Here is an 18,395-nt window from a genome sequence, read left to right as displayed (position 1 = left end):
ACAAATATTCATTCAGTCCTATGTATTAAATTCAAATAAAATTATAATATAAAACAATTTTTGTTGCATCCCTGAGACTCTCTATTTAGAAGGATTAGACTTTTTCTTTTAAATATGAAGAAACTAAGAAAAATAGGTAAAAAAACTTTTTTTCTTTAAATGTAAAAAATCAAAGTGAGAACGCTGCCATAGACGTATTGTGATAATTGGGTAAGATGATAAAAGTTATATCACATTAATGACAGTATGAGCAGACGTTTACATTGAAAGTGTATAAAAAAAAACCATCCGTCCCACCCTTATAAAGAGGAGTGATTTGGATGAAAATAAAGACGAAGGCTATTATAGCTATATGTATCTTTCTACTTATTTTCCTTGGAGGCGCAGTTGGGCAAAGTATCGTTTCAAAAGAAATGCTTGAAAGGCAAGAAAATGAAGAAGGATATGAAGGTTTTATTCTAAATGACGTTTTGAGGAATGACCAACGATTTTCTCCGAGAGAATATATTAAAGTCATCCCTATTAAGGAACGATAGTCGTGGGTTTCTTATAAGTGGATTTGTTTATTAAATTTAGAACGTCGTTCAATTTCTTCAGCTATTAAATTTATGAAGTCCTCTGCCAAGTTTAAGTCTTTAGCTTTTTCGTACGTTTCTATTAGAAGCTCATCCGATAGATCGGCTAATGCGCCATACTTTTTCATGTGCCCACCCCTATTTCATCATATGTCAGTGTATTCGAAAACTAAATAATCCTCTATCCCTTGCCTCGTAGAATGCTGAGATAATCAGTGATACATACGAGGGTTATTTTTGATGTTTTAGCTTATTGTAGGTAGCAGATCATAACGCAACCCAATAGTTTAGATTTAAGAAGTTAAGAAGGGTTGTCCCTTTATGGAACGACTTTAACGCGTGTGTTGCATAGATGTTACCATGAATTGTAAAGTATCTCAAATAACATATTATCCACACTTTCGGTGGGTATCTTTGTGGATAGAATGTTAATATCTATCAATTAACTAATGCTTATAAGCGTTAAAATGTGTAAAAACTTATCCACAGATTTGAACGAGTGTTATGAATTGTCGAAAATTATTTTTCGTTTTTTTTATTCTGTTTGAAATTAACGTTTGAATACAGGTATTATAGACAAGAACAACTGTATGGCTAATTTGTCGATAAACTAGGAGGCATATGAGTGTTAAAACAATTTATTCCAGACCAGTACGTTAAATCGGTGTTCGAGATTTCTGTTGAACAGCTTAAGGAACAAGGGGTAAAAGGGATCATAACTGATCTTGATAATACATTAGTGGAATGGGACAGAGCTGATGCTACAGAAAGGCTCATTGAGTGGTTTGACCTTTTAAGAGCGCAAGGCTTTCAGATTGTCATTGTGTCAAATAATAATGAAAAGCGTGTTAAACACTTTGCTGATCCACACAAGATTACATTTATTCACAGTGCTCGAAAGCCTCTAAGTAAAGCATTTAAAACGGCTTGCAAATTAATGAACTTAAAAAGAGAAGAGACAGTCGTGATTGGAGATCAGCTTTTAACTGATATTCTGGGTGGGAATCGCGCAGGATTCCAAACCATATTAGTTGTTCCTGTGGCCCAAACAGATGGCTTTCTAACAAAATTTAATCGCCGTATTGAAAGGCGTGTATTTCATACAATGAAAAAAAGGGGGTTGATCGAATGGGAGAATTCAGACGAGAAGAACTGATTTGTTCAGGCTGTGGTGTTAAGATACAGACAAATAATAAGGAAGGCCTAGGATATGCTCCGCCATCTGCATTGAAAAGAGATGTGATTATTTGTCAGCGCTGCTTCCGCTTGAAACACTACAATGACGTGCAAGATGTACCGTTAACGGATGACGATTTTCTAAAAATATTAACAGAGCTAGGGCAAAAAGAAGCATTAATTGTTAAGATAGTAGATATCTTTGATTTTGACGGAAGTTGGCTACCTGGACTTCATCGCTTTTCCGGTAAAAATCCAGTCCTTCTCATCGGTAACAAAGCTGATTTGTTACCTAAATCAGTGAAACATTCTAAAGTCATTCAGTGGATGAAAAAAGCGGCAAAAGAGTATGGGCTAAAACCTGCTAATGTCCATTTAATGAGTGCGAAAACAGGTGAGGCTATTATGGAGGTAGCAAATTTAATTGACCAAGAACGTCAAGGGAAAGATGTTTATATTGTTGGATGTACCAATACAGGTAAGTCAACTTTCATTAACAGAGTATTAAAAGAATTTGGTGCGGAAGACGAGATGCTTATTACAACTTCTAATATTCCGGGCACTACGTTAGATATGATTGATATTCCTTTAGATGATGGTTCATTTTTGTATGACACTCCTGGGATTATTAATCATCATCAAGTAGCGCATTTGCTTGATAAAAATGAGTTGAAAATGGTTTCACCTAGTAAAGAAATTAAACCGAAAGTTTTTCAACTTAATCCAGGACAAACGCTATTTTTTGGGGGAATGGGGCGTGTTGACTTTGTCAGTGGTGAACCTCAATCGCTCATTGTTTACATATCAAACGAGTTAATAATTCATCGAACAAAAACTGAAAAAGCAGACAGTCTTTATGAGAACCATTTAGGTGAGTTATTATCTCCACCTTTTGAAAAAAATAAAGAAGAGTTTCCACCATTGGTAGGGAAAGATTGGAAAGTGCCTAATGGTAAAATGGATCTCGTTTTCTCAGGACTAGGCTGGGTAACTATTAGTGGGAGTGGTAGTAGTGTTAGAACGCATGCCCCTAAAGGGGTTGCAGTGAGTATGCGTCCGGCTATTTTTTAAGTGAGCTGATGGGCAGAGGAGGAATCTTAATTGAAACAACTATATGGGGTTATTGGCTGTCCTGTCAGCCACAGTCTTTCACCTGTTATGCATAAAGCGGCGTATGAAGAACTATCGATTAACGCTGACTATCACGCTTTCCATGTGGAAGAGAAAGATTTAAAAGAAGCTGTTAATGGGATTCGTGCTTTAGGGATACGAGGAATAAATGTTACTATTCCTCACAAAGTGTCGATTATTCCTTACTTGGATGAGATTGACCCATTAGCTGAGGAAATTGGCGCAGTGAATACTGTGGTGAATGTCGAAGGTAGACTTATTGGTTACAATACTGACGGAGAAGGATATGTTCATGGCTTGCTCCCTGTATTAACGAAAGATTTTGCCGAAATGAGGGTATTGATCATAGGTGCTGGTGGCGCTGCAAGAGGCGTCTCTCTCACTTTAGCTAAATATGGGATAAGAGAAATGTGTATAACGAATCGCACTGAGAGTAAAGGGCGTCATTTAGCTGATGATTGTAGCAGGTTGACAGAAGCGGCTGTTTTGTCACTTGGACGTGCTCAAGCAGAGCTGCCAGGATTTGATTTAATTATCAATACAACCTCAATTGGAATGGCACCTGATATAGATCGTATGCCCTTATCATTGGAAACATTATCTCAAGGTGCGATTGTGAGTGACCTTATTTATACACCAGCTAAAACACGGTGGTTACAAGAGGCAGAAAACAAAGGGGCCATTATTCAAAACGGTTTGGATATGTTTGTTAATCAAGGTGCCCTTGCATTTGAAAAGTGGACGGGAAAATCTGCTCCAAAAGAAATTATGAAGGCAAAAGTATTAGAAAAATTAGGAGGAAATTCATGCTAACTGGTAAACAAAAGCGTTATCTCCGCAGTAAAGCTCATCATATTAAGCCGATTTTGCAAGTTGGAAAAGGCGGAGTCAATGAAAATCTAATTAAACAGGTGGATGACGCCTTAGAAGCTAGGGAACTTATAAAAGTGAGCATTTTACAAAACTGTGTGGAAAATAAAGAGGAAGTTGCCCACTTTATATCCAAGGGGACGCAAGCGGAAATCGTTCAAATTATTGGTAATACACTCGTTTTTTATAAAGAATCTAGTGAGAATAAAACAATTATTCTGCCTTAAGTAACGGGGGATGACTGTGAAAAAAGTAGGCTTATTAGGAGGAACGTTCGATCCGCCTCATATAGGACACTTAGTGATGGCCGAAGAAGCAAGGTTAGAAAAATCCCTAGACGAAATCTGGTGGATGCCTAACCCTTTTCCACCCCACAAAGAGATTAACTCAGCTACTTCAGAAGAAAATCGACTTGATCTTGTGAAAAAAATGGTAGATTGCCATCCTTCCTTTCGTCTATGTACATTTGAAATGGAACGCCCTTGCCCATCTTATACAACAGATACGGTGAAAGCTTTGATGGAAGAGATGCCAACTATTCAGTTTTCTTTTATAATGGGTGGCGACAGTTTAGAGAATTTCCATAAGTGGTATAAGTATGAGGAATTAAGTGAATTACTGCCATTTATTGTAGTGGCCAGGCCTGGTTATCGGCCCACTCATCCAACATCATTTCGAGAGCTTACCATTATAAACAATATTAAGTTGGACGTGTCATCAACAGAAATTAGGCACAAAATTAAAATTGGGGCATTAAATCGCTTTTTGTTAACAGATGCCGTTTATGATTATATAAGGGAGTATCGTTTATATGAATGAAGCAGATGCTTTAGTAGTAGTAAAGCGAGCGTTAAAGCCACAAAGATTTTCACACACTGAAAGGGTTGTTGAAACGGCCACACAATTGGCAGATAAATATGGTGGAGACAAAGATGTCATTAGATTAGCTGCTATTTTGCATGACTACGCTAAGCATCGTCCATTAGAAGAGATGAAGAATAGTGTGCAAGCTAACGGCACTATTCCTGATGATGTGTTACTTTACGGAGATGAACTATTGCATGCGTTTGTTGGCGCTCATTACGTTAAAGAAGAATTAGGGGTAAAGGACGAGGCGGTATTGTCAGCTATATGTTGGCATACTACTGGAAGAGAAAACATGACTATTGAGGATAAAATCGTTTTCCTAGCTGATTTTATAGAGCCAGGAAGAACGTTTGAGGCAGCTGAAAAAGTAAGAATAACAGCGGCGCAAGATTTGGATAAAGCTTGTTTAGAATGTTTAATCCATACAATCTGTTATTTGACAAATAAAGGCGTTCCTGTTTATCCAGAGACATTTAAAGCGTACAATGATTTTGCGCTTAAAATAAGTAGTATGGAGGGTGAAAGATAATATGCAATCTAAAGATAAGTTGGACCTAGCGGTAAAAGCAGTAGATGATAAAAAAGCGTATGCCATTACAGCGCTTGATATGAGAGGGGTATCGCTTGTTGCCGACTATTTTGTTATTTGCCACGGTAATTCAGAAGTCCAAGTTGAAGCCATTTCAAGAGAAGTGAAGGATAGAGCTAATATAGCAGGCCTAGATGTGAAACGTTTAGAAGGACTAGAAGAAGCGAGATGGGTTTTAATTGATTTAAATGATGTGATCGTTCATGTGTTCCACAAAGATGAACGAACGTATTATAATTTAGAAAAACTTTGGGGAGATGCACAAACAATTGAATTGGAGAGTATTATTCAAGCTTAGTGCATAGATAAGAAAGGGACGCTTTAACTATGACATACGCTCATTTTGCATCATTATATGATCGCTTAATGGAAGATGCTCCGTATGCTAAATGGATTTCATATGCGGAAAATCATCTGACTGCAGAGGGGACAATTCTTGATGTTGCCTGTGGCACTGGCACATTTACGCTCATGTTGGCACAAAAAGGGTTTCGAGTCAGTGGAACAGATATTTCAGGAGAAATGCTGGCTATAGCAGAAGAAAAATCTCGAAAAAGTCACGTTGCTGCGCCGTTCTTTTTACAAGATATGCGTTCTTTAGAAGGCTTTTCAGAAATGGATGGTGTGACTTTATTTTGTGATGGCATTAATTATCTTCATAATGAAGAAGAAGTGAAACGAACATTTAATACAATTTATAACGTGCTGAAACAGGATGGTGTTTTGTTGTTTGACGCACATACACCATTCAAATTTGAACACTACTTTAACAATCAGCTCTATGGGGTTGATGATGAACATGTGTCATATATGTGGTTTTGTGACAGGGAAGAAGAGCCTCTTTCAGTAAGGCATTCTCTCACATTCTTTGTGAAAACAAACAATGGACTGTATGAGAGGAAAGAAGAGGAACACTTTCAGCGAACCTATCCTGTTGCATCATACGTATCTTGGCTAGAAGAAGCTGGATATTCACATATAGAAGTAAGTGGTGACTTCGGTACTCGACCATTGAGAACAGATGATGAGCGGGTTTTTATAAAAGCAAAAAAATAACTAGTCAAATAGTGCTATTACTTGTATAATGAAGGAAGCTGCGCGCAGCTTCCTTATTTGTTGAGTAACTCTCTAATATGATCGCGATCATAAGCATACTTCTTATGTGTGGCTTTAAACATGTCATGGAAAGTGTTTTTTGTGTTTTTTTCTAGAACGTCTAATCCTACCCCTGTCACGCCCCCCGGAACAGTAACTCTTTTTTGTAATGTAGCTAAATCAAATTGTTTCCCTCTAAGTAATTCACCGTAAGCAACTAACATTGACTCTGTAATTTTTAACGCTGTTCCTTCTTTGATGCCAGTCTCTTCCACGGCCCCTTTTATCATTTGCCTCACTAAAAAACTAATAAAAGCAGGTCCACAGCTAGCAAGATCAGAAGCGGCTCTCGTCATGTCTGCTGTAATAGAAATAGGAGAAGATATAAGATTAAAAAGTTGATTGAGTTCATTTTGTAATCTGTTTGAGCACCTGTTCCCGAAAGTCACTAATGAGGGTCCTTGTAGAGACAAATTAACAATGCTTGGGATAAATCTCACAACCGGTGTTTTAGTCTTATATAATAATTCTTCAGCTTCTTCAACTTGAAGTGGGCTCGTGATAGTAATAATGACGTGATGAGATTTTAAGTAAGTTGACATATCTTTTAAAACCCCGACCATATCAGCAGGTTTAGTACAGACAAAAATCCACTCAGCACTATCTGCTAACGAACGACTACTACTATGATCTGATACGTGTTTAAATTTGGTCTTTATGTTTTTCACTTTCTCGACGCTTCGATTGGTCACATGGATCATTTCTTCAGGAATTCCCGCTTTAATAAAAGATTCAAGTAAAATACTTCCCATACTTCCCGTTCCGATAAAACCCAGTTGTTGCATGCTTAACATCACACCTCTCGAATGACTCGTTCTTAAAATCTTATGTATCGCTTTACAAATTCATGTCAAAAAGGAGAATTTTATGAAACGGTTTATTCACAATCGACTACTGAGCCACCCTATTTATCTAGTTGGGGCAATAATAGCTATCTCAACTATCCTTATCATTCTTTTTGTCACCACTAGACCTACTGAAAAGGAACAGGTTAACGAGTTGACAGCCTTTTGGGAAGAGGAAAATGGAGAAAAGGTAAATGAGAAATTGGAGGAGATCACTCAAGATATTATCGTGGATATTAAAGGAGAAGTGGCCAAACCGGGCATTTATAAAATGGAGCCAGATGAGAGAGTGAATAATGTGATTACAAAGGCAGGGGGATTCACCAGTGAAGCGAATGTAGATGTTATTAATCTTGCTGAAAGATGCTATGATGAGATGGTGATAGTTGTCCCATCGTATACAGATGTTGAAGAGGGGGAGTTCTCTCATTTAACTGGAAATAGTGGTGAGGATGAAGGAGGTGTTTTTCTCAACGAGGCAACAATGGACGAGTTGACCTCCTTACCTGGGATTGGACCAGCAAAAGCAGAAGCCATCATCTCCTATCGAGAAGAGCATGGTTTATTTCAATCGAAGGAGGACATTTTAAATGTGCCTGGAATAGGAGAAAAAACACTTGAAACATTAGAAGACTACTTAATTATAAAGTAACACGACCTTATCAACCTCATCATTATTTAGCACTATTAATTCTTTGTAGGCCCACATCTCTCCATTGATTAAATTGAGAATTTTGTCTAAACTTGATGAAGAATAGAAATAGATAAATGGAGAAAGGCGGGGAGTGAAATGGAACGCATTTCATGGCACCAATACTTCATGGCACAAAGCCACTTGCTAGCTTTAAGAAGTACATGTACTAGATTGATGGTAGGAGCTACAATTGTTAGGGATAAACGAATCATTGCTGGAGGATACAATGGCTCTATATCTGGTGGTAAGCACTGTATAGATGACGGTTGTTATCTAATAGATAATCATTGTGTAAGAACCGTTCATGCTGAAATAAATGCCCTTTTGCAATGTGCTAAATTCGGTGTTCCTACTGAAGGAGCAGAAATTTATGTGACGCATTTCCCTTGCTTAAATTGCAGTAAAGCGTTAATACAAGCAGGTATTAAAAAGGTTTATTATGCTCAAGATTATAAAAATCATGAATTTGCTATTGAGATGTTTCATCAAGCTGGCGTAACTGTTGAGCAGGTTGAGCTTGAGGAAATGATTCTAGACACTAAAAACAAAGAAAAGTTATTGTTTACAGCAGAACTTTTACGTCAGCTAGAAGCTAAAGGGGCTGATAAAGAGATGATTGAAAAATTCAGAGATGAAGCTAATAAGCTATATACCTCCTCTAGCTAAAGAAAGGAATGTTAACAGCACCTTACCACTCCCTCACTTTCTGAAGGGGGATCTCCCCCCTATCTCCACTCTCTACACTACTATATTATGTGCCCATTTCTATGTAATCCAGTTGAGTTTTTTAGTACTGACCATTTAACCAATAGTCTAGCGAAAAGTATAATAAAAGGGGGAGCCATGAAACCCACGTATTACTGCCTAGCTTTTTCAGTTATTAGCGGTTTATCTGCTAGTTTGTATGGGTGGCAATTTTGGTCAATTACCTTTCTCATTGTTGCTTCATTGCCACATCTGAAATATCTAAACTATTTAAGAGCATGGGGGAGCCTTTTTCTTTATGTGATGTTAATGGGGATATGTTATATATACGGCCATTATATCCTGGAAAGTAATATATCTTATTTAAATGGAGAGGAAACAAATTTTAGTGCTCGTCCATTAACAGAACCGAGAAAGACGTCATCTGGACGAAGCTTGTCTTTTCAAGCAAAACTAAAACAAGGTGAGAAGATACATGTTTTTTTACCATATGAGGAGAAGACATTGAAGCCAGCTTTAAATGATGAATGTAAATTCAAAGGCAAATTATCCCCTCCAAAAACGGCTAGAAATCCATATAGCTTTAATTATAGTAGCTTCTTACGTGAACAAAATATATATTGGACAGTAACTATTAACCCTAACACCCTTGTATGTAAAGAAGGAAATAACAATTGGCTGCATACACTAAAAAAATGGCGTAGTCATGCTGTTTATCAACTTACGTATGAAAAAGATGAAGAAGCCTCAGCATTGATTGCTGCCCTAGTGTTTGGGGACAGGTCTTTATTCAGTGAACAACGCCTGAATCAATTTAGGCAGCTTGGTATTATACATTTGCTAGCGGTATCTGGTTTGCACATCGGCCTTGTCACAGCGGTACTTTATTATCTATTGTACAGAATTGGTATGACGAGGGAAAAGGCTGCCTATTCGGTTCTGGCTATCTTACCTGTTTATGCCTTAATAGCAGGGGGAGCCCCGTCTGTTGTTCGCGCCTCACTAACCTGTATGTTTGTCATACTATCTGTTCAATTTAAATGGAGGTTCAGCCTTTTAGATATCCTCTCGATCGTATGTATCACTCTCCTGATCATTAACCCTTTTTATCTCTATCATCTCGGCTTTCAATTGTCATTTTTAACAAGCTTTTCCCTTCTATTATCAAAGCGTATTTTTCTTAACTCCTCGCCATTTTTCAGTTTGCTTAAAGTAACCGGGGTAGCTCAGCTCATCTCCTTACCGTTAATGCTCTATCATTTTTTTGAGATATCACTGTTGTCATTACTTATCAATATGTTGTTTATTCCTTTCGTCTCTCTGTGGGTTTTACCGATTTCCTTTATTACAATGTTCCTGCAGTTATTATCACCACCCGCTGCTAGCTTCACCTATACGCTGCTTAGCCAGTCGCTAAAACCTGTCTATATGCTAGTTGATATTATAGCTAAATGGACATGGCCGCAAATAGTTATAGGACAGCCCTCTGAAGCTTTGCTTTTAGCTATGATTGTCTCAATTATTTTGTGCTTAGTTTTATGGGAGGTGCAAAAAAAGAAATGGCTTGCTGTTGTTGGATGCTGCAGTTTATTGTTAGTTACTTTGCCAATTATCTTACCTTATTTCAATGGGAAAACGACGGTTACGATACTTGATGTTGGCCAAGGAGATGCTATTGTAATTGAATTACCTTATAGAAATGGTGTTTATTTAATAGATACAGGCGGTGTTATTCGTTGGGAAGATGATGTGAATGAGGTTAAAGAGAAAACGATTGCAGGAGGACCAGGGAAAAATGTCATTGAACCTTTTTTAAAAGCAAAAGGGATCAGCCATATAGATCGGCTTATTCTCACTCACGGTCATTTAGATCATGTTGGTGAAACATGTTATTTGACAGAGGTGTTAACGATCGGTGATGCTTTTTATCCAATAGCTGAGTCTGTACCGCAAGAAGCGAAAAATCAGTTGATGTGTCTCCACGAGAAAAATATCCCCATTATTCAAGTTGAAAAGGGGGTGTCCTGGAATGTTGATGACGATTCTTTTTTCATCATGCACCCTCACGGGGATGAAATTGATGAGAATGACCGTTCAATCGTTCTATTCGCTAATTTGAGTGGCATATCTTTTTTGTTTACAGGTGATCTAGAAGAAGGGGGAGAAAAACGTTTATTAACCGAATATCCCGACTTGAAAGCTGATATTTTAAAAGTTGGTCATCACGGTAGTGGCACATCCACCAGAGAAGAACTACTAGAACAGTTGAAGCCTAAAATAGGGGTGATTTCTGTAGGGGAAAATAATACTTTTGGTCATCCCCATCCTGATGTATTAACACGTCTTGAAAGTCACCAGGTCACCGTTTTTCGTACAGATATTCACGGAGCTATTACAATGGAATTTGAGGATAACTCTTCTTTTACTATTGATCATTATCTAAGATGAATTGAAAAAACACGCACCTAAATTGAGGGCGTGCTCATAGACAAGTATATTATGTAGCTGAACAATCATATTAAAGTGCTAAATCAATCACTTGGGCAATAATGAAAATTAAGGCGAAAAAGCCAAACCCTACCACAAAACCAATACCACTGTCTATTGCATCGTTTCGCTTTGATTGAACTTCTTTTTCAAATTCATTCATTTTCTATCCCTCCTGTCACTTCTCTAGTATAGGCCAATTACTAAAAAAAATCCATAGTTGAATAACACTTACGTTAAATGATAATTGTAAACCTTTCTTAACAAAGGGTAGACTAAGTTTAATCGTTAGCAATTCCTAGTTATTTCAAAGTGAGCTCAAAAGCTAATTTATGCTTGTTTGATAAATGCAAACTGCTTTTTCTAATAGTTGTCACCTATATAATGTGTGAGCATAGGATAAGATATCAATACAATTCAATAAGGATTAGATATGATTATCGTTGCTAGTCAGTATCCTAGGTGCTGACTGGCGGCGTTTATCATAAATGGAGGATAGTTGTATTAACACACTATTCTCCTTTTTTCTTTACAAGCCCTTATGGTAAAATACACATGACAATAAGGGAAGGAGTTGGACCATGTCATATGTGGATGTATTAAAAGAAATTAGCAAAGGAAATCTTTCCCCGCTTTATTTATTATACGGTTCTGAAACCTATCTCATTGAAGATATTTTGCAACGGATAATTTCTGCCACCCTCTCGCGTGAGGAACAGGAGTTTAATTTATCTAAATTTGATATGCAGGAACATGCAGTAGAAATAGCTATAGAAGAAGCCTATACGTATCCGTTTATGGGTGGGAAACGTGTTGTGATTGTCAAAAATGCTTACTTTCTGTCAGCACAACAAACGAAAGAAAAAATTGAGCATGATATTAAGGCATTACAATCGTACATTGATAACCCAGCGTTGGAAACAATTTTTATTCTTTTAGCCCCTTATGAAAAGTTAGACGAAAGAAAAAAGCTTGTCAAATTGCTTAAGAAGCAAGGGGTGATTATGGAGGGGAAGCCTTTAGAAGAAAAGGACCTTCGTCAATGGATCGGAAATAGAGGGGAAGAGTTTGGCGTGACCTTCGATGCAGAGGCTCAAGGAGCGCTTCTTGCATTAACAAGTGCCAATTTAATGATTATGGCATCGGAAATTAAAAAATTAGCGCTTCACGTGGGGGAAGGGGCGATCGTGAAACAACATCATGTGGAAGGTCTTGTGGCAAGATCTCTTGAACAAGACATTTTTGCACTTGTTGATAGTGTCGTAAAATCTAATGTGCCACGCGCTCTTAAAATATATAAAGACTTATTAAAACAAAAGGAAGCCCCTTTAAAAATAGTAGCACTTATGGTGCGACAATTCCGTATTTTATATCAAGTTAAACAGCTTGTGAGTCAAGGGTATGGAGAAAAAATGATTGCTTCTCAATTGAAATTACACCCGTACGTTGTTAAATTAGCTGGGAGACAAGTGAAGAAATTTGACGATAGTCAATTACTCATGCTCATTGACCAACTCGCTGAACTGGATTATCAAATTAAAACAGGGCAAGTGCATGATGAATTAGGAGTAGAACTCTTTTTACTAAAAAGACAACCGCATAACCTATCCGTATAATGTTTATTTTAAAATATTTCATCATGTATTCAGGTGAGTTTTATATTATACGGAGCATCCCCAGACTATTAGTCAGTAGGTTAATGCCCTTGAAAATTTGTAAAATAAAAAGGCATATCACTAAAATGAGTGAATGCCTCTTTTTGTTATGCAGAAATTTCGTTTAAACGTTGTTGTAACCGTGATTTTTGACGGTTAGCTGCGTTTTTATGGAAAAGACCTCTATTCGCTGCTTTATCAAGCTTCTTTGTAGCAACAAGGAATGCTTCTTTAGCACCCTCAACGTCTTTTTCTTCAGCTTTTGCATTAAAGACTTTGATTGATCTACGTAGATCTGATTTAAATGCAGCATTCTGGGCACGGCGCTTTTCATTCGTCCGTCCGCGTTTGATAGCAGATTTAATGTTTGCCATCTGTTTCACCTCCCCAATGCAATCGTAATAACCTTTCCTTTTGCGTGCAACACTAAGGATTGTACCAAAACACCATTTAAAATGCAATAACATTTTCCAAGTAGGACATACTTTATTAAATGAAAAATGGAGGCGGTAGGATGGATAAAATTGATTTATCAGATTATCAAGTAAGAACAGATTTAGCAGTTGAAGCGCATTCACTTGCACGTGAAAGGGAAGAAGCAGACCAGCAGAAAAGGGCCGGTTCCGTTGTGGATGGTGTCAATTTAGACGAAAGAGATCATGACGGGATAGCGATTACCCATGTAACGATCGATGACAAGGCAGCGGAAAGGTTAGGGAAAAAGGCAGGACATTATTTAACATTACAAATTGATGGAATCAGACAAAAAGATACGGCATTACAAGCACAAGCAGAAAAAGTGTTTGCTAAAGAATTCGATCGTTTTCTTTCGTCTGTTGGAATTGATCGCGAAGCCACTTGTTTGGTAGTAGGTTTAGGAAATTGGAATGTTACACCAGATGCTTTAGGACCCTTGGTGACGGAGAACCTTCTTATTACGAAGCATTTATTTGAACTTCAACCAGAAAATGTCCAAGATGGATTCAGAGCTGTAAGTGCTATTTCACCTGGTGTAATGGGCCTTACAGGAATTGAAACAAGTGACATCATTTTTGGTGTTGTAGAAAAAGTAAAGCCTGATTTCATCATTGCTGTAGATGCTTTGGCTGCCAGGTCTATCGATCGGGTGAATACGACGATACAAATATCTGATACAGGTATTCATCCTGGATCAGGGGTAGGGAATAAACGAAAAGAAATCTCAAAAGAGGTATTAGGCATACCGGTAATCGCCATTGGTGTGCCTACGGTAGTAGATGCTGTTTCAATTACAAGTGATACGATAGATTATCTTTTAAAACACTTTGGCAGAGAAACCATAGAGGGACAATCTCCAAAACGTGCTTTAGCCCCAGCCGGTATGACGTTCGGTGAGAAAAAGAAACTGACCGAAGAAGATATGCCAAGTGATAAAGAACGAAGCATGTATTTAGGAGTCGTCGGGGGGCTTGATGAGGATGAAAAACGCCAACTAATTCACGAAGTGCTATCACCACTCGGCCACAACTTAATGGTTACTCCTAAAGAAGTAGATGAATTTATTGAAGATATGGCTAATCTGTTAGCCCAAGGAATAAACACGGCTTTGCATTCTGATGTAACTGATGAAAACTCAGGAGCATATACACATTAGATTAGTTCTAAACCCTCTTTTTCAGCATAAGAATAACTTATGGACAAGCTGAAAGAGAGGGTGAATTTTATGAAAAAACATACATATATAAAAAGATCCCGTCCTATTTACCGAAATAGGACAAGCATAAGCACAAAGAAACTCATGTTAGTGGCTTTAACTGGGACATTTATCATATTTTTTGTTGCAGCAACTTTAACATCATTCGGGGCTGGTTACCATTTAACATCAGCCTCTGTTAATAATATAAGCAATAACTTATCAGTTGAAACGCTTGTCTATGTTTTAGGCAACGAAAATCGTTATTTTAAACAGTCATTACCAGAAGGGAACGAACCATTTTCATTAACACCACTTATGCTGCAATTAACGACAAACATTAATACTGAAGATCCACGAAGTTTGCTAGGAAGAGAGCTGCCTGGGTTCTCTTTATTTGACGGTCGAATTCTAACTGCAGGGGAAGGTGTTGATTATACATCCATGCCTATTGAATCTGCTCCTCCTATGGAAGTGTTGTTGGCAGAGAGAGAGGCGTCTACTGAACGGTTAGAAGAAATAGCCGATTTAAAAGAATCTGTCGCTGAAACTGATAACTTAGATGATTTACCAGTGACGGTTCATATCATTCATACGCATAACAGAGAATCTTATTTACCGGAATTACAAAATACATCGGATCCCTTTCATGAAAGTGTAAATATTACACTAGCGGGTGAACGGCTTGGAATTGAATTAGCTAAACATGGAATCAGAGCAGAGGTTGATACGACGGATATCGGGGCAGAGCTAAATGAGCGCAGTTGGAGGTTCAGTCAATCATACGAAGTATCTAGAGAAATTATGGAAGAAGCGAAGCAGGAAAATGAGGAGATCCAATTTTATTTTGATCTTCATCGAGATTCTCAACCAAGGGAGAATACCACTGTGGAACTAAATGGAGAAACGTATGCCCAAGCTTTATTCGTCATTGGGGAAAATAACCCTGACTACGAAAAAAATAAAGCGCTTGCGAATAAATTACATGAAAGGCTTCAGGAAGACTATTATGGTTTAAGCCGTGGGATTTTTGCACCTCCTGTTAGTGAAGGTAGTCGAAATGGGGTATACAATCAGGATTTGTCAGAAAATGCGCTACTCGTAGAGTTTGGTGGAATAGAAAATTCTCTTGAGGAAGTTTATCGTACTGTTGAAGTGTTTGCTGAAGTGTTTAGTGACTTTTATTGGGAGCAGCAAGATAAGGAATGACGATGGGAGGTGAGGAAGACAATGGCGCACGTGACTTTTAGAGCGGGGTTACTAGTTTCTGTTCTAATGTTTGGATTTATATTAGGCATTTTGTATTCAGATAATGGTGTGTCTGTAGGGGATCTTCGTTTTCATACGGGGGAAATAGAAGAGGAAGAGTCTAACATTCGTTATCGACTTAAAGAAACTGATAACAATTTCATCCGAATGGAAGATGATGAGGGACTTGTCATTTATCATGGAGGTGATAAAGATTTACATGGAAGTCTTCCTGAGAGTGGTACCTATACCTTAAAAGAAAATGAGGTGCTAACATTCCAAGAAGATCAGCCGGCTCCTTTATTTACAGAATTAGGCGTAAAAACAGCTGATGCTTTGGAACAGGCGTTTAGTCGTATGCTGGCCGTCTTTGATGGTCAATAAAGAACGATATAGATCATTGTTGCTAGGTTGTTGAAGAAGTTTTTTCTCAACAGCCTTATTTTTGCATTAAATGAACAAAACGACCCTTCAATCAGGGGGATACGTTCTTTGATTGGTAGTGCGTGAATAAAGCCATTAGTGACAATACATAAGTATCGTTAGGGCATTCGCTCTAATGACAGTTTGGAACATTTATTGATTTTCTTAAGCTTGAGCTAAATTTGATGCATACCTCATTGATTAATAAAGAGCTTTACTCGTTATAAATGATTTAGAAACACTTATGTCTTTCAAGGCTTCGCTTTCAAAATAATTATTTTTTTGCTATAGAACATAATATAGTAATTGCTTTATCTGTTATTAACTAATAAAGTGATATTGAAAGTAATATTTGAACGCAGCGTATTATTCTTGCTATAATATAAAATGGTGTATTTGACGGAGTATTGTGGGAGTGATAGTGACATGAAGCCTGAAGAACGTATTAAAAGACGGGATAAGATCCGTAATTTTTCTATAATTGCACATATCGACCATGGAAAATCAACATTGGCCGATCGTATTTTAGAGAAAACGAGTGCCCTAACACAGCGGGAAATGAAAGATCAAATGCTTGATGCAATGGATCTTGAACGTGAACGAGGGATTACAATTAAATTAAATGCTGTGCAATTAACTTATAAAGCGAATGACGGTGTAGAGTATATTTTTCATTTAATTGATACGCCGGGACACGTGGATTTTGCGTATGAAGTATCTCGAAGTCTGGCAGCTTGTGAAGGCGCCCTACTGATTGTGGATGCGGCTCAAGGTATCGAGGCTCAAACGCTGGCTAATGTGTATTTAGCCCTTGATAACGACTTGGAAATTCTCCCTGTGATTAACAAGATTGACTTACCGAGTGCAGAACCTGAACGAGTTAAGCAAGAAGTAGAAGATGTGATTGGTTTGCCGATGGATGACTGTTTGTTAGCCTCTGCTAAAAATGGGATTGGAATTGATGACATTTTAGAATCCATTGTTAAAAATGTGCCTGCACCATCTGGCGATCCTGAAGCACCACTAAAGGCGATGATCTTTGACTCTCTGTATGATCCATATCGTGGTGTAATCGTATATATACGAGTCACGGAGGGAACGGTTAAGCCGGGAGAAAAAGTGAAAATGATGGCCACAGGTAAGGAATTTGAAGTACAAGAAATTGGCGTCTTTACACCTAAGCCAGTGGCTCAAGAAGAACTGACAGTGGGTGATGTTGGATTTATGATTGCCTCGATTAAAAATGTCAGTGATAGCCGAGTGGGGGACACAGTAACACATGCAGAAAGACCAACTGCGGAAGCATTGCCAGGATATCGAAAGCTTAATCCGATGGTTTTTTGTGGTTTATATCCAGTAGATACAACAGATTATAATGCTCTGCGAGAAGCTCTTGAAAAATTGGAACTAAACGATGCCTCATTGCAGTTTGAGGCGGAGACGTCGCAAGCCTTAGGATTTGGCTTTCGGTGCGGGTTTTTAGGGCTGCTTCATATGGAAATTATTCAAGAACGGATTGAAAGAGAATTTAATATTGACCTTATTACGACGGCCCCAAGTGTTGTCTATGAAGTGCTATTAACGGATGGAACATCCTTGAGAATTGATAACCCTGCTGACATGCCTGAGGCTCAAAAAGTAGAACACGTTCAAGAGCCTTACGTCAAAGCCGAAGTGATGGTGCCGAATGATTATGTTGGGGCAGTAATGGAGCTTTGTCAGAAAAAACGAGGCGACTACGTAGATATGAAATATTTGGATGAAAATAGGGTGAACATCGTTTATCAACTGCCACTTTCAGAAATCGTTTACGATTTCTTCGACACGTTAAAATCAAGTACAAAAGGCTATGCGTCTTTTGATTATGAGCTTATCGGCTATCAAGAAAGTAATCTTGTTAAGATGGATATTCTTCTTAATAGTGAAAAAATTGATGCCTTATCTGTCATCGTTCACCGTGATTCAGCTTATGAACGAGGAAAAAGCATCGTTGAAAAGCTAAAGGAACTAATTCCTCGTCAGCAATTTGAAGTACCAGTTCAAGCGAGTATTGGTCAAAAAATCATTTCGAGATCAACCATTAAGGCGATGAGGAAAAATGTTTTAGCTAAATGTTACGGTGGAGATATTTCACGTAAACGAAAACTTCTTGAGAAACAAAAAGAAGGTAAAAAACGAATGAAAAACGTAGGAAACGTAGAAGTACCGCAAGAAGCCTTTATGTCTGTACTAAGTATGGACGACAATAAGTGATGTATAGTGACAGACCGCAGAAATGCTGCGGTCTTTTCCCATTAACCGTT

21 protein-coding genes are annotated in these 18,395 nt (G+C 37.9%); 17 read left to right on the top strand and 4 right to left on the bottom strand.

Annotated elements, in window-relative coordinates; translation table 11 throughout:
* The first annotated feature begins 320 nt into the window (after window positions 1-320).
* Entirely contained in the window at window positions 321-536 is a 216-nt protein-coding gene (locus BK581_RS05055; protein WP_078577144.1) for a hypothetical protein, read from the top strand.
* A gap of 11 nt (window positions 537-547) precedes the next feature.
* Here BK581_RS05055 and BK581_RS05050 read toward each other — a convergent pair whose 3' ends face one another.
* Window positions 548-703: a sporulation histidine kinase inhibitor Sda gene (locus BK581_RS05050; RefSeq protein ID WP_078577143.1), complete on the bottom strand. Its 156-nt coding sequence runs from the start codon at window positions 701-703 to the stop codon at window positions 548-550.
* A gap of 497 nt (window positions 704-1,200) precedes the next feature.
* Here BK581_RS05050 and BK581_RS05045 point away from each other — a divergent pair, with 497 nt between their 5' ends.
* The 8 genes from BK581_RS05045 to BK581_RS05010 are packed head-to-tail and all read left to right on the top strand — an operon-like array spanning window position 1,201 to window position 6,264.
* Window positions 1,201-1,731 (top strand): YqeG family HAD IIIA-type phosphatase, encoded by a 531-nt coding sequence (locus BK581_RS05045; RefSeq protein WP_078577142.1) that lies wholly within the window; start codon window positions 1,201-1,203, stop codon window positions 1,729-1,731.
* Entirely contained in the window at window positions 1,704-2,822 is a 1,119-nt protein-coding gene (gene yqeH, locus BK581_RS05040) for a ribosome biogenesis GTPase YqeH (protein WP_078577141.1), read from the top strand. The genes BK581_RS05045 and yqeH overlap by 28 nt, the downstream gene beginning before the upstream one ends.
* Window positions 2,823-2,852: 30 nt before the next feature.
* Window positions 2,853-3,695 carry a shikimate dehydrogenase gene (gene aroE, locus BK581_RS05035; protein ID WP_078577140.1) on the top strand — a complete coding sequence of 281 codons (843 nt, stop codon included), beginning with the start codon at window positions 2,853-2,855 and terminating at the stop codon, window positions 3,693-3,695.
* Window positions 3,689-3,979, top strand: a complete 291-nt coding sequence (yhbY, locus tag BK581_RS05030) for a ribosome assembly RNA-binding protein YhbY (protein WP_078577139.1) — start codon at window positions 3,689-3,691, stop codon at window positions 3,977-3,979. The genes aroE and yhbY overlap by 7 nt, the downstream gene beginning before the upstream one ends.
* Window positions 3,980-3,995: 16 nt before the next feature.
* Entirely contained in the window at window positions 3,996-4,571 is a 576-nt protein-coding gene (gene nadD, locus BK581_RS05025; protein ID WP_078577138.1) for a nicotinate-nucleotide adenylyltransferase, read from the top strand.
* Window positions 4,564-5,148, top strand: a complete 585-nt coding sequence (yqeK, locus tag BK581_RS05020) for a bis(5'-nucleosyl)-tetraphosphatase (symmetrical) YqeK (RefSeq protein ID WP_078577137.1) — start codon at window positions 4,564-4,566, stop codon at window positions 5,146-5,148. Before nadD ends, yqeK begins: the two co-directional genes overlap by 8 nt.
* A gap of 1 nt (window position 5,149) precedes the next feature.
* The gene (gene rsfS / locus BK581_RS05015) at window positions 5,150-5,506 is read left to right on the top strand and encodes a ribosome silencing factor (RefSeq protein WP_078577136.1); all 357 of its coding nucleotides are present in this window, start codon (window positions 5,150-5,152) and stop codon (window positions 5,504-5,506) included.
* A gap of 29 nt (window positions 5,507-5,535) precedes the next feature.
* The gene (locus BK581_RS05010) at window positions 5,536-6,264 is read left to right on the top strand and encodes a class I SAM-dependent DNA methyltransferase (RefSeq protein WP_078577135.1); all 729 of its coding nucleotides are present in this window, start codon (window positions 5,536-5,538) and stop codon (window positions 6,262-6,264) included.
* Window positions 6,265-6,317: 53 nt separating this feature from the next.
* Here the strand turns inward: BK581_RS05010 and comER are convergent, their stop codons facing one another.
* Entirely contained in the window at window positions 6,318-7,148 is an 831-nt protein-coding gene (gene comER / locus BK581_RS05005; protein ID WP_169837547.1) for a late competence protein ComER, read from the bottom strand.
* 82 nt (window positions 7,149-7,230) lie between these two features.
* Here comER and BK581_RS05000 point away from each other — a divergent pair, with 82 nt between their 5' ends.
* From BK581_RS05000 to BK581_RS04990, 3 genes are all read left to right on the top strand, one after another.
* Complete coding sequence (locus BK581_RS05000; RefSeq protein WP_078577133.1) at window positions 7,231-7,860, top strand: helix-hairpin-helix domain-containing protein; 630 nt, start codon at window positions 7,231-7,233, stop codon at window positions 7,858-7,860.
* Window positions 7,861-7,998: 138 nt separating this feature from the next.
* Window positions 7,999-8,568, top strand: a complete 570-nt coding sequence (locus tag BK581_RS04995; protein ID WP_078577132.1) for a ComE operon protein 2 — start codon at window positions 7,999-8,001, stop codon at window positions 8,566-8,568.
* Between the two features lie 177 nt (window positions 8,569-8,745).
* The gene (locus BK581_RS04990) at window positions 8,746-11,055 is read left to right on the top strand and encodes a DNA internalization-related competence protein ComEC/Rec2 (RefSeq protein WP_169837546.1); all 2,310 of its coding nucleotides are present in this window, start codon (window positions 8,746-8,748) and stop codon (window positions 11,053-11,055) included.
* 70 nt (window positions 11,056-11,125) lie between these two features.
* Here the strand turns inward: BK581_RS04990 and BK581_RS04985 are convergent, their stop codons facing one another.
* Window positions 11,126-11,257 (bottom strand): YqzM family protein, encoded by a 132-nt coding sequence (locus BK581_RS04985; RefSeq protein WP_078577130.1) that lies wholly within the window; start codon window positions 11,255-11,257, stop codon window positions 11,126-11,128.
* 418 nt (window positions 11,258-11,675) lie between these two features.
* On the opposite strand from BK581_RS04985, the gene holA reads away from it, so the two are divergent.
* Window positions 11,676-12,710, top strand: a complete 1,035-nt coding sequence (holA, locus tag BK581_RS04980; RefSeq protein ID WP_078577129.1) for a DNA polymerase III subunit delta — start codon at window positions 11,676-11,678, stop codon at window positions 12,708-12,710.
* Between the two features lie 146 nt (window positions 12,711-12,856).
* On the opposite strand, the gene rpsT is transcribed toward holA, so the two are convergent.
* Window positions 12,857-13,123 carry a 30S ribosomal protein S20 gene (gene rpsT / locus BK581_RS04975; protein ID WP_078577128.1) on the bottom strand — a complete coding sequence of 89 codons (267 nt, stop codon included), beginning with the start codon at window positions 13,121-13,123 and terminating at the stop codon, window positions 12,857-12,859.
* Window positions 13,124-13,242: 119 nt separating this feature from the next.
* Between rpsT and gpr the strand changes: the two genes are divergently transcribed.
* From gpr to lepA, 4 genes are all read left to right on the top strand, one after another.
* Window positions 13,243-14,382, top strand: a complete 1,140-nt coding sequence (gene gpr, locus BK581_RS04970) for a GPR endopeptidase (RefSeq protein WP_078577127.1) — start codon at window positions 13,243-13,245, stop codon at window positions 14,380-14,382.
* Window positions 14,383-14,451: 69 nt separating this feature from the next.
* The gene (gene spoIIP / locus BK581_RS04965) at window positions 14,452-15,630 is read left to right on the top strand and encodes a stage II sporulation protein P (RefSeq protein WP_078577126.1); all 1,179 of its coding nucleotides are present in this window, start codon (window positions 14,452-14,454) and stop codon (window positions 15,628-15,630) included.
* A 21-nt stretch (window positions 15,631-15,651) separates the two neighbouring features.
* The gene (locus tag BK581_RS04960) at window positions 15,652-16,053 is read left to right on the top strand and encodes a hypothetical protein (RefSeq protein ID WP_078577125.1); all 402 of its coding nucleotides are present in this window, start codon (window positions 15,652-15,654) and stop codon (window positions 16,051-16,053) included.
* Window positions 16,054-16,518: 465 nt separating this feature from the next.
* The gene (gene lepA / locus BK581_RS04955) at window positions 16,519-18,345 is read left to right on the top strand and encodes a translation elongation factor 4 (RefSeq protein WP_078577124.1); all 1,827 of its coding nucleotides are present in this window, start codon (window positions 16,519-16,521) and stop codon (window positions 18,343-18,345) included.
* Window positions 18,346-18,395: the final 50 nt, after the last annotated feature.

The organism is Salipaludibacillus agaradhaerens, assembly GCF_002019735.1.
In the GTDB taxonomy this organism is placed as follows: Bacteria; Bacillota; Bacilli; order Bacillales; family Salisediminibacteriaceae; genus Salipaludibacillus; species Salipaludibacillus agaradhaerens.
The sequence above is the reverse complement of the archived record's forward strand: the minus strand, read 5'-3'. Positions and strand labels throughout refer to the sequence as shown.